Origin of the sequence: Streptomyces sp. NPDC056222, assembly GCF_042264065.1 — a bacterium.
Lineage (GTDB): Bacteria > Actinomycetota > Actinomycetes > Streptomycetales > Streptomycetaceae > Streptomyces.
Genome location: NZ_JBHJTL010000101.1, coordinates 17,416 through 28,425 on the forward strand (window position 1 = coordinate 17,416; position 11,010 = coordinate 28,425).

General features: G+C 71.2%; 12 protein-coding genes. 5 read left to right on the forward strand and 7 right to left on the reverse strand.

All coding sequences use genetic code 11. The annotated features are described in order from the left end of the window. Positions 1 to 91 precede the first annotated feature (91 nt). Positions 92 to 1,306 (forward strand): phosphoserine phosphatase SerB, encoded by a 1,215-nt coding sequence (gene serB / locus ACFC0D_RS32235; protein ID WP_376443679.1) that lies wholly within the window; start codon positions 92 to 94, stop codon positions 1,304 to 1,306. 81 nt (positions 1,307 to 1,387) lie between these two features. On the opposite strand, the gene ACFC0D_RS32240 is transcribed toward serB, so the two are convergent. The 4 genes from ACFC0D_RS32240 to ACFC0D_RS32255 form a co-directional block, all read right to left on the reverse strand. Beyond that, on the reverse strand, positions 1,388 to 1,939 hold the full coding sequence (locus ACFC0D_RS32240) for a histidine phosphatase family protein (RefSeq protein WP_376443682.1): 552 nt from the start codon (positions 1,937 to 1,939) through the stop codon (positions 1,388 to 1,390). Positions 1,940 to 1,986: 47 nt separating this feature from the next. After that, positions 1,987 to 2,193 carry a hypothetical protein gene (locus ACFC0D_RS32245; RefSeq protein WP_376443685.1) on the reverse strand — a complete coding sequence of 69 codons (207 nt, stop codon included), beginning with the start codon at positions 2,191 to 2,193 and terminating at the stop codon, positions 1,987 to 1,989. A 155-nt stretch (positions 2,194 to 2,348) separates the two neighbouring features. Continuing rightward, positions 2,349 to 2,465, reverse strand: coding sequence for an SGM_5486 family transporter-associated protein (locus ACFC0D_RS32250; RefSeq protein WP_376443688.1), 117 nt, complete (start codon positions 2,463 to 2,465; stop codon positions 2,349 to 2,351). A 17-nt stretch (positions 2,466 to 2,482) separates the two neighbouring features. Next, entirely contained in the window at positions 2,483 to 3,778 is a 1,296-nt protein-coding gene (locus ACFC0D_RS32255; RefSeq protein ID WP_376443691.1) for a CynX/NimT family MFS transporter, read from the reverse strand. A gap of 64 nt (positions 3,779 to 3,842) precedes the next feature. Between ACFC0D_RS32255 and ACFC0D_RS32260 the strand changes: the two genes are divergently transcribed. Beyond that, positions 3,843 to 4,547, forward strand: a complete 705-nt coding sequence (locus ACFC0D_RS32260; RefSeq protein ID WP_376443693.1) for a FadR/GntR family transcriptional regulator — start codon at positions 3,843 to 3,845, stop codon at positions 4,545 to 4,547. On the opposite strand, the gene ACFC0D_RS32265 is transcribed toward ACFC0D_RS32260, so the two are convergent. The 3 genes from ACFC0D_RS32265 to fabG all read right to left on the reverse strand — a co-directional run bounded on the left by ACFC0D_RS32265 (position 4,501) and on the right by fabG (position 6,534). Then, entirely contained in the window at positions 4,501 to 4,899 is a 399-nt protein-coding gene (locus ACFC0D_RS32265; protein ID WP_376443696.1) for a hypothetical protein, read from the reverse strand. The genes ACFC0D_RS32260 and ACFC0D_RS32265 overlap by 47 nt on opposite strands. 149 nt (positions 4,900 to 5,048) lie before the next feature. After that, positions 5,049 to 5,825: an enoyl-ACP reductase FabI gene (fabI, locus tag ACFC0D_RS32270; RefSeq protein WP_376443699.1), complete on the reverse strand. Its 777-nt coding sequence runs from the start codon at positions 5,823 to 5,825 to the stop codon at positions 5,049 to 5,051. Positions 5,826 to 5,829: 4 nt separating this feature from the next. After that, a complete protein-coding gene (fabG, locus tag ACFC0D_RS32275; RefSeq protein ID WP_376443702.1) occupies positions 5,830 to 6,534 on the reverse strand; it encodes a 3-oxoacyl-[acyl-carrier-protein] reductase in 705 nt (234 codons plus the stop codon). A 197-nt stretch (positions 6,535 to 6,731) separates the two neighbouring features. Here fabG and ACFC0D_RS32280 point away from each other — a divergent pair, with 197 nt between their 5' ends. From ACFC0D_RS32280 to tyrS, 3 genes are read left to right on the forward strand one after another with little or no spacing between them, the layout of a single operon-like run. After that, on the forward strand, positions 6,732 to 8,252 hold the full coding sequence (locus ACFC0D_RS32280) for a TldD/PmbA family protein (RefSeq protein ID WP_376443720.1): 1,521 nt from the start codon (positions 6,732 to 6,734) through the stop codon (positions 8,250 to 8,252). Continuing rightward, positions 8,249 to 9,640, forward strand: coding sequence for a metallopeptidase TldD-related protein (locus tag ACFC0D_RS32285; RefSeq protein WP_376443705.1), 1,392 nt, complete (start codon positions 8,249 to 8,251; stop codon positions 9,638 to 9,640). Before ACFC0D_RS32280 ends, ACFC0D_RS32285 begins: the two co-directional genes overlap by 4 nt. A gap of 54 nt (positions 9,641 to 9,694) precedes the next feature. Next, on the forward strand, positions 9,695 to 10,966 hold the full coding sequence (tyrS, locus tag ACFC0D_RS32290; RefSeq protein WP_376443708.1) for a tyrosine--tRNA ligase: 1,272 nt from the start codon (positions 9,695 to 9,697) through the stop codon (positions 10,964 to 10,966). Positions 10,967 to 11,010 lie beyond the last annotated feature (44 nt).

The following is an 11,010-nucleotide window of genomic DNA, read 5'->3' on the forward strand; positions in this document are numbered from 1 at the left end:
GGCTACGGTGACAAGGGTGCGACCAGCCGGGTGTCCGGTACGCGGGACGGGGGGACTGGTGGCACCCAGTGCCCGATACGGTGGAACCACCATGAGCGCATCGCAGACCTCAGACGTTCCCACCCTTCTCGTCAAGATCTTCGGGAAGGACCGCCCCGGGATCACCGCCGGGCTCTTCGACACCCTCGCCGCCTACTCCGTCGACGTCGTGGACATCGAGCAGGTCGTGTCCCGCGGCCGCCTCGTCCTGTGCGCGCTCGTCACCGAGCCGACCGTCGCCTCCCAGGGCGAGCTGCGCGCGACGATCCACAGCTGGGCCGAGTCGCTGAAGCTCCAGGCGGAGATCATCTCCGGCACCGGTGACAACCGTCCGCGCGGCAGTGGCCGTTCGCACGTCACCGTCCTCGGGCACCCGCTGACCGCCGAGCAGACCGCCGCCATAGCGGCGAGGATCGCCGAGAACGGCGGCAACATCGACCGCATCTTCCGCCTCGCGAAGTACCCGGTGACGGCGGTCGAGTTCGCCGTCTCGGGCTGCGAGACCGAGCCGCTGCGGACCGCGCTGGCCACGCAGGCGCACGACATCGGTGTGGACGTGGCGGTGGTCTCGGCGGGGCTGCACCGCCGCGCGCAGCGGCTGGTCGTGATGGATGTCGACTCCACACTCATCCAGGACGAGGTGATCGAGCTCTTCGCGGCGCACGCGGGCTGCGAGGACAAGGTCGCCGAGGTCACGGCCGCGGCGATGCGTGGCGAGCTCGACTTCGAGCAGTCCCTGCACGCGCGCGTGGAGCTGCTGGCCGGGCTCGACGCCTCGGTGGTGGACAAGGTCCGTGCCGAGGTACGGCTCACCCCCGGTGCCCGCACCCTCATCCGCACGCTCAAGCGGCTCGGCTACCAGGTCGGCGTGGTCTCCGGCGGGTTCACCCAGGTCACGGACGATCTCAAGGAGAGGCTGGGGCTCGACTTCGCCTCGGCCAACACGCTGGAGATCGTGGACGGGAAGCTGACCGGCCGGGTCACCGGCGAGATCGTGGACCGTGCGGGCAAGGCGCGGCTGCTGCGCCGGTTCGCGGTGGAGGCGGGTGTGCCGCTCTCCCAGACGGTGGCGATCGGCGACGGCGCCAACGACCTGGACATGCTGAACACGGCCGGCCTCGGCGTGGCCTTCAACGCCAAGCCCGTGGTGCGCCAGGCCGCCCACACGGCCGTGAACGTGCCCTTCCTCGACACGGTCCTCTATCTGCTGGGCATCACCCGCGAGGAGGTCGAGGCGGCGGACGGCGACGAGGAACTGCTGCACTGACGTCCGTCGCCCGTCCCGCCCGCGTACGGCGAAGGGCCCGGTCCCCCTTGGGGTGGCCGGGCCCTTCGCCGTACGGGCGGGTCAGCTGTGCGGGGCCCAGTAGTCGAGCAGGGTGCCCACACCTGGCTCCACTGACTTCCAGGTGCCGCTGAAGCCGAGGACGGAGAACGCGGCGGTGGGGAAGCCGCCCCGGTTCATCCGGGCCAGGGCGTCGCCCTCGGCCGAGCCCGCGAGGACCTCGGAGAGGGCGTGCATCCCGGGGTTGTGGCCGATGACGAGGACGTTCCCGACCTCGTCGGGGACCTCGTTGAGCAGGGCGATCAGCTCGCCGGGAGAGGCCTCGTAGAGACGCTCCTCGTAGACGGTCCTGGGTCGGTGCGGCAGCTCATGCACGGCCAGCTTCCAGGTCTCGCGGGTCCTGACCGCGGTCGAGCAGAGGGCCAGATCGAAGGTGATTCCTGAGTCGGCGAGCTTGCGCCCGGCCACGGGGGCGTCCGCGCGGCCGCGGTCGGCGAGCGGTCGCTCGTGGTCGGACACCTGGGGCCAGTCGGCCTTGGCATGCCGGAGCAACACAATCCTGCGGGGTTCGGGGGGGCCGGGGGGTGTCCCCCCGGAAGTCGCTGCGACGCTCATGGGCTCCAGCTTCGCACGAAACGAGCCACCGGGCGCAGGGTGTTGGGTCAGTGGGGCAGCGTCTGCTGGATCTGCTCCAGGAGATGCCCGACCGACGGGTCGCCACCGGCCGCGTGGGCCCCGCCCGGTCCCGTTATCAGCAGGAAGAGGGCGACGAACGCGGCCACCGGGAGGGCGAGCGCCCACCAGGGCAGCCGGGTGCCGACGACGCCGACGGACGGGGCCGGGGTCCGGGTGTGCGTACGGGCCGACATGGCCGCCTCCGTGGGTCGGGACTTCCGCGGCGGTGACTGCCGCGATGTCTCCACGCTACGGAGCGCGCATCGCCGGGCCCATCCGGTGATCCACCTACTTCACCCTGAGACTGACCCCCTAGGGGATGGTGGGGCTGACCCCACCTCGAGGCGGATCAGGGGGAGGCGAAGGTGGCGATGACGGCGATGACGACGGAGATCCCCAGCATCGCGCCGAGCACGAGCAGGAGCTTCTTCTGGCCGTTCGGGGGGTTCGGGTCGAGCACTGGCATGGAGACAGTCTCGCATCTCAGCATTCGTCCTCGACGGTCCGGTCCCTTCCGGCGAGGGTGCCCACGATCATCTGGGGGATCATCAGCCCGGCCATGAGCGCGATGGGCAGGCCCCAGCCGCCGCTGTGCTGGTAGAGGACGCCGACCAGGAGCGGCCCGGGAATCGAGATGAGGTAGCCGACGCTCTGCGCGAAGGCGGAGAGCCGGACGACGCCGGCGCCGCTGCGCGAGCGCAAACCGATCATGGTGAGGGCTAGCGGGAAGGAGCAGTTGGAGATGCCGAGCAGCACCGCCCAGACCCAGGCTCCGCCGGAGGGCGCGAGGAAGAGTCCCGTGTAGCCGACCAGGCCGCACAGGCCCAGGGCCACGACGATGGGGCCCTGGGTCTTGAGCCGGGTCGCGAGGCGCGGGATGACGAACGCGAGCGGAACGCCCATCACCATGGTGACGGCGAGCAGCACACCGGCCGTACCGGCCGGGACGCCGGCGTCGCGGAAGATCTGCGGCATCCAGCCCATCGTGATGTACGCGCCGGTGGCCTGGAGACCGAAGTAGGCGCCGAGGGTCCAGGCGGTGCGGCTGCGGGTGATCCGGAGCGGGGCGGCCGAGGGGGCCGCGGCTCGGGCCTCGGGGGCGCCCGTCGCCGACCCCGTACCCCGGTCGCGCAGCAGCGGGACCCAGGGCAGTACGGCGAGGGCGGCGAGGAGGGCCCAGACGCCGAGGCCGGTGCGCCAACTGCCGCCCAGGGTCTCGGTCATGGGCACGGTCGCGGCGGCGGCCAGGGAGGTGCCGAGGGCGAGCGCCATGGAGTACAGGCCGGTCACGCTGCCGACGCGGTCGGGGAAGTACCGCTTGACGATGACGGGCATGAGGACGTTGCTGACGGCGATGCCCATGAGGGCGAGGGCGCTGGCGGCGAGGAAGCCGACGGTGCCGGAGGCGAAGGGGCGGACGGCGAGACCGGCGAGGATCGCCGCCATGCCGGCGCACACGACGGCGGCGGGACCGAAGCGGCGGGCGAGGCGGGGCGCCATGATGCCGAAGACCGCGAAGCAGAGCGGGGGTACGGAGGTGAGGACACCGGCCACGCTGCCGCTCATGTGAAGTCCGTCGCGGACCTCTTCGAGGAGGGCGCCGAGGCTGGTGATGGCGGGGCGGAGGTTGAGCGCGGCGAGGACGAGTCCGACGAGGACGATCCGGGTGATCCAGAGGGCCGGCCGGTCCGGTGCGGAAGAATCCCCCACGGTGGCGGTCGGCTCGGAGGATCGGGCCGGCGGTGCGGCGGTCTCGAGGGTCTGCGGCTCGTCATGCATGAGCGCCATCATAGAATCATGGGATGATTGGTTGTCCAATCCGGAACGAAATGAAAGGTGCACCATGGCGCTCGGCTCCCCCCGGCGTTCCGGGCTCTCCGATCAGGTGATCACCGAGCTGCGGAACCAGATCACCTCCGGCGAGTGGCCGGTCGGGTCACGGATCCCGACAGAGCCGGAGCTGGTCGAGCAGCTGGGCGTGGCCCGCAACACCGTGCGCGAGGCGGTCCGCGCGCTCGCGCACAACGGGCTGCTCGACATCCGTCAGGGCTCGGGCACCTATGTCGTGGCGACCAGCGAGCTCGCCGGCGTGATGCACCGCCGGTTCGCCGGGTCCGACCCGCGTCACATCGCCGAACTCCGCTCGACGCTGGAGTCCTCGGCGGCGCGGCTCGCGGCGCAGCGGCGCACGGAGCGGGACCTGAAGCAGCTGGACGCGCTGCTCAGCGGTCGGGAGGAGGCCTGGCGGTCGGGCGACGCGGAGCGGTTCGTGACGGCCGACGGCGCGTTCCACCACGCCGTGGTGGTCGCCTCGCACAACGACGTACTGACCGAGCTCTACGCCGACCTCGGGGACGTCCTGCGGCAGTGGCTGCGCGACGACGTCGGCCAGGAGCTGCGGCCGGAGCACCACATGGACCACGCGCGCCTGGTGGAGGCGATCCGGGCGGGCGACGCGGACACGGCGGCGGCCGAGGCGGCCGGGTATCCGTTCATGTGTCTCAGGAACCTGGGGCCCGCGGAGCCGGCTCGACCGGTTGGTGCGTGAGCCAGACGGAGCGGACCTCCTTCCAGCAGCGGCCGGTCAGCCGGGCGTAGGCGGTCGCCTCCACGTCGACGGGGGCGCTGTCGGTGTCGACGTCCCACCATCGGTCGCACTCGACGTGCAGCCGGACGCGATCGGTGCCGGGGTAGGGGTTGTGACAGTAGGCGGTGACGTGGGAGCCCTCGACGACCGTGCGACAGGAGGCCCCGAAGTTCTCGAGCTCCTGGGCGGCGGCCGGTGGCGGGGCGTCCTCGGCGGGACCGGGCGCCGCGCGCACCTCGGCCGCGACGGCGAGTCCGGCGAGGAGTGCGGCGGCCGAGGCGAGAGCGGCGGCCCTGCGGTGCGGCGCGCGCATGTCCCTACCTCCTCCCCGTCAGTAGCTGGAATGTCACGCTCCGATCCAGTGTGAGGTGGTTCGCCCAACTTTTCGACTCGGGGGAGGGTGCGGGAACGACGAAGGCCGGGCGCCCCTCCGTGGAGGGACGCCCGGCCTTCGTACGAGCCTCAGGCGCCGATGGCGTGCAGACCACCGTCGACGTGCACGATCTCGCCGGTCGTCTTCGGGAACCAGTCGGAGAGCAGCGCGACGATGGCGCGGCCCGCCGGGTCCGGGTCGGCCAGGTCCCACTGCAGCGGGGAACGGCTGTCCCACACGGAGGCCAGCTCCGAGAAGCCCGGGATGGACTTGGCGGCCATCGAACCGAGCGGGCCGGCCGAGACCAGGTTGCAGCGGATGTTCTGCTTGCCCAGGTCACGGGCCATGTAGCGGCTCGTGGCCTCCAGGGCGGCCTTGGTCGGGCCCATCCAGTCGTACTGCGGCCAGGCGAACTGCGCGTCGAAGGTGAGGCCGACGACCGAACCGCCCTCGCTCATCAGCGGCAGCAGCGCCATCGTCAGGGACTTCAGGGAGAAGGCCGAGACGTGCATGGCGGTGGCCACGGACTCGAACGGCGTGTTCAGGAAGTTGCCGCCGAGCGCGTCCTGCGGCGCGAAGCCGATGGAGTGCACGACGCCGTCCAGGCGGTCGCCGAGGTGCTCGCGGACCTGGTCCTCCAGGCGGGCGAGGTGCTCGTCGTTGGAGACGTCGAGCTCCAGCACCTTCACCTTGTCGGGCTGGGGCAGCTTCTTGGCGATGCGCTCGGTCAGCGTCGGCCGGGGCCAGGCGGTGAGGATGATCTCCGCGCCCTGCTCCTGGGCCAGCTTGGCGGCGTGGAAGGCGATGGAGGACTCCATCAGCACACCGGTGATCAGGATGCGCTTGCCCTCGAGAATTCCGCTCATGTGATCAGTGACCCATGCCCAATCCGCCGTCAACCGGGATGACGGCTCCAGTGATGTACGAGGCGTCGTCGGAGGCGAGGAACTTCACCGCCGCGGCGATCTCCTCCGGCTGCGCGTAGCGGCCCAGCGGCACCTGGGACACGATGCCGGCGCGCTGCTCGTCGGTGAGGACGGCGGTCATGTCGGTGTCGACGAAACCGGGCGCGACGACGTTGAAGGTGATGTTGCGCGAGCCGAGCTCCCGGGCGAGGGACCGCGCGAAACCGACCAGGCCGGCCTTCGAGGCGGCGTAGTTCGCCTGACCCGCCGAGCCGAGGAGACCCACGACCGAGGAGATCAGCACGACGCGGCCCTTCTTGGCGCGCAGCATGCCGCGGTTGGCGCGCTTCACGACCCGGAAGGTGCCGGTGAGGTTGGTGTCGAGGACGGACGTGAAGTCCTCCTCGGACATGCGCATGAGCAGCTGGTCCTTGGTGACGCCGGCGTTGGCCACCAGCACCTCCACGGGACCGTGCTTCTCCTCGATCTCCTTGTACGCCTGCTCCACCTGCTCGGCGTCGGTGATGTCGCACTTGACGGCGAGGAAGCCGGCCGGCGGCTCTCCGGAGCGGTATGTGATCGCGACCTTGTCGCCGGCTTCGGCGAACGCGCGGGCGATGGCGAGGCCGATGCCCCGGTTGCCTCCGGTGACGAGAACCGAGCGGCTCAACGGATCACCCTTTCGATAGCGGTCTGGTTACCGAAAACCTATCGGTCCCGTCCCTTCCGCGAGGAATCGACCCCTGACAGTGGCGTACGGATGTCACTGTCGGGTCCCTACAGAAAGCTCTGGGCGTGGCGGCCGAAAGCGCGACATGATCGGGGTCGACCGGTCTCACACGACAGGAGACAGCTGTGCCATCTGGCATCCATTCCCTCGACGCGGCCTTCACGGCACTGCCGCTGCGGGCGCTCGCCGACGCGGCGCTCGCACGCGCGCGTGCCCTCGGCTCCGACCATGCCGACTTCCGTCTGGAGCGGGTGCGCAGCGCCTCGTGGCGGCTGCGCGACGCCAAACCCTCGGGTTCCTCGGACACCACGGACCTCGGGTACGCGGTGCGGGTGGTGCACGGCGGGGCCTGGGGGTTCGCCTCCGGTGTCGATCTGACCATGGACGGGGCGGCGCGGGTCGCCTCGCAGGCCGTCGCCATGGCCAAGCTGTCCGCCAAGGTGATCGCCGCGGCGGGCTCCGAGGAGCGTGTGGAGCTGGCCGAGGAGCCGGTGCACGCGGAGAGGACCTGGATCTCCTCGTACGAGATCAACCCCTTCGACATCCCCGGCGCCGAGAAGAGCGCGCTGCTCGCCGACTGGAGCGAGCGGCTGCTGCGGGCGGAGGGCGTCGCGCATGTGGACGCCTCGCTGATGACCGTCCAGGAGAACAAGTTCTACGCGGACACGGCGGGCACCGTCACCACCCAGCAGCGGGTCCGGCTGCACCCGCAGCTCACCGCGGTCGCCGTGGACGAGACGACCGGCGAGTTCGACTCGATGCGGACGATCGCGCCGCCGGTCGGGCGGGGCTGGGAGTATCTGACCGGCACCGGCTGGGACTGGGACGCGGAGCTGGAGCAGATTCCGGGGCTGCTCGCCGAGAAGATGCGGGCGCCGAGCGTGGAGGCGGGGGCGTACGACCTGGTCGTCGACCCGTCGAACCTCTGGCTGACGATCCACGAGTCGATCGGCCACGCCACCGAGCTGGACCGGGCACTGGGCTACGAGGCGGCGTACGCCGGGACCTCCTTCGCCACCTTCGACCAGCTGGGCAAGCTGGCGTACGGCTCGTCGATCATGAACGTGACGGGTGACCGGACCGCCGAGCACGGGCTCGCGACCGTCGGGTACGACGACGAGGGCGTCGAGGCGCAGTCGTGGGACCTGGTGAAGGACGGCACGCTCGTCGGCTACCAGCTGGACCGGCGGATCGCCAAGCTCACGGGCCTCGGCCGGTCGAACGGCTGCGCCTTCGCCGACTCGCCGGGCCATGTGCCGGTGCAGCGGATGGCGAACGTCTCCCTGCAGCCGGACCCGGGCGGGCTCTCCACCGAGGATCTGATCGGGGGCGTCGAGCGCGGCATCTACGTGGTCGGGGACCGGTCCTGGTCGATCGACATGCAGCGCTACAACTTCCAGTTCACCGGGCAGCGCTTCTTCCGCATCGAGAACGGCAGGCTGGCCGGCCAGCTGCGGGACGTCGCGTACCAGGCGACGACGACGGACTTCTGGGGCTCGATGGAGAAGGTCGGCGGCCCGCAGACGTACGTCCTCGGCGGCGCGTTCAACTGCGGCAAGGCCCAGCCCGGCCAGGTCGCGGCGGTCTCCCACGGCTGCCCCTCAGCCCTCTTCAGGGGCGTCAACATTCTGAACACCACGCAGGAGGCCGGTCGATGAGCCGCGTGAGCAAGCCGTACGAGATCGTCGAGCGGGCCCTGGAGCTGTCCCGCGCGGACGGGTGTGTCGTCATCGCCGACGAGGAGTCCTCCGCCAATCTGCGCTGGGCGGGCAACGCGCTGACCACCAACGGCGTCACCCGCGGGCGTACGCTCACGGTCGTCGCCACCGTGGACGGCGCGCAGGGCACCGCGTCCGGTGTCGTCTCGCGCTCGGCCGTGACCGTCGACGATCTCGAGCCGCTGGTGCGGGCCGCGGAGGCCGCCGCCCGGGCGGCGGGGCCCGCCGAGGACGCGCAGCCCCTGGTCGAGGGCGTCGACGCCTCCCCCGACTTCACGGACGCGCCGGCCGAGACCAGCTCCGCCGTCTTCGCGGACTTCGCGCCCGCGCTCGGCGAGGCCTTCGCCCGGGCCCGGGCCGGTGGTCGCGAGTTGTACGGCTTCGCCAACCACGAGCTCACCTCGACCTACCTCGGTACGTCGACGGGGCTGCGGCTGCGGCACGACCAGCCCAACGGCACCCTGGAGCTCAACGCCAAGTCTCCCGACCGCTCCCGCTCCGCGTGGGCCGGGCGCTCCACCCGGGACTTCAAGGACGTCGATCCGGCCGCCCTCGACACCGATCTGGCACAGCGGCTCGGTTGGGCGGAGCGCCGGATCGAGCTGCCGGCCGGGAGGTACGAGACGCTGCTGCCGCCGACCGCCGTGGCCGACCTGCTGATCTACCAGCTCTGGTCCTCGACGGCCCGGGACGCGGCGGAGGGCCGCACGGTCTTCTCGAAGCCGGGCGGTGGGACCCGGCTCGGCGAGACCCTCTCGCCGCTGCCGCTGACCCTGCGCAGCGACCCGAACGAGCCGGGTCTGGAGTCCGCGCCGTTCGTGATCGCGCACTCCTCGGGCGACGACTCCTCCGTCTTCGACAACGGTCTGCCGCTGGCGCCGATCGACTGGGTGCGGGAGGGGAAGCTGGAGCATCTGATCACCACCCGGCACACCGCGGCGCTCACCCGCCTGCCCGTGGCGCCCGGCGCCGGGAACCTGATCCTGGACGGCGGCGGCGAGCGCTCGCTGGAGGAGATGGTCGCCTCGACGGAGCGCGGTCTGTTGCTGACCTGCCTCTGGTACATCCGCGAGGTCGACCCCGCGACGCTGCTGCTGACCGGGCTGACCCGCGACGGCGTCTACCTCGTCGAGAACGGCGAGGTGGTCGGCGAGGTGAACAACTTCCGGTTCAACGAGTCGCCGGTGGACCTGCTGTCGCGGGCTTCGGAGGCGGGGCGCACGGAGAAGACGCTGCCGCGCGAATGGAGCGACTGGTTCACCAGGGCCGCGATGCCGGCGCTGCGGGTGCCGGACTTCAACATGAGCTCGGTCAGCAAGGGCGTATGACCCGCCTAGACTGAGGGACGGCGTGACGACCATCGATCAAGGAGACCGGACACCGTGACGGACATCGTCGACGAGCTGAAGTGGCGTGGGCTGTTCGCCCAGTCCACTGACGAGGACGCCCTGCGCAAGGCCCTCGCGGACGGCCCCGTCACGTTCTATTGCGGCTTCGACCCGACCGCGGCCAGTCTCCACGTCGGCCACCTGGTCCAGGTGCTCACCGTCCGCCGGCTCCAGCAGGCCGGTCACCGGCCGCTGGCGCTGGTCGGTGGGGCCACCGGCCAGATCGGCGACCCGCGGCCGACCGCCGAGCGCACCCTGAACGACCCGGAGACGGTCGCGAACTGGGTGAACCGGCTGCGGAGCCAGATCGAGCCGTTCCTCTCCTTCGAGGGGGAGAACGCGGCGGTCATGGTGAACAACCTGGACTGGACCGCCGGCCTGTCCGCGATCGAGTTCCTGCGCGACATCGGCAAGCACTTCCGGGTCAACAAGATGCTGACCAAGGACTCCGTCGCCCGCCGCCTGGAGTCCGAGCAGGGCATCAGCTACACCGAGTTCAGCTACCAGCTGCTCCAGGGCATGGACTTCCTGGAGCTGTACCGGCGCTACGGCTGCACGCTGCAGCAGGGCGGGTCCGACCAGTGGGGCAACCTGGTGGCGGGCCTCGACCTGATCCACCGCCTGGAGCCGGGCGCCGAGGCGCACGCGCTGGCGACCCCGCTGATGGTCAAGGCGGACGGCACGAAGTTCGGCAAGACCGAGGGCGGGGCCGTGTGGCTCGACCCGGAGATGACCACGCCGTACGCGTTCTACCAGTTCTGGCTGAACGTGGACGACCGGGACATCTCGACGTACATGCGGATCCTGTCCTTCAAGTCCCGCGAGGAGCTCGAGGAGCTGGAGCAGCAGACCGCCGAGCGGCCGCAGGCCCGGGCCGCCCAGCGGGCGCTCGCCGAGGAGCTGACGACGCTGGTGCACGGCGCCGACCAGTGCGCGGCCGTCATCAACGCCTCGAAGGCGCTGTTCGGGCAGGGCGACCTGACCGAGCTGGACGAGGCGACGCTGGCCGCCGCGCTCTCCGAGCTGCCGCACGCGCGCGTGGCGGAGCTCGGGCAGGTCGTGGACCTGTTCGTCGAGGTCGGTCTCGCGCCGAGCAGGTCGGGAGCGCGCCGGACGGTGAAGGAGGGCGGGGCGTACGTGAACAACGTGAAGGTCACCGCCGAGGACGCCGAGGTGTCGGCGGACGAGCTGCTGCACGGCCGGTGGCTGGTGCTGCGCCGGGGCAAGAAGAATCTGGCGGCGATCGAGGTCGGCGCCGCGGGCTGACGCCCCCGGAGCATGACGTGACGGAGGCCGGTACGCGCGTGACG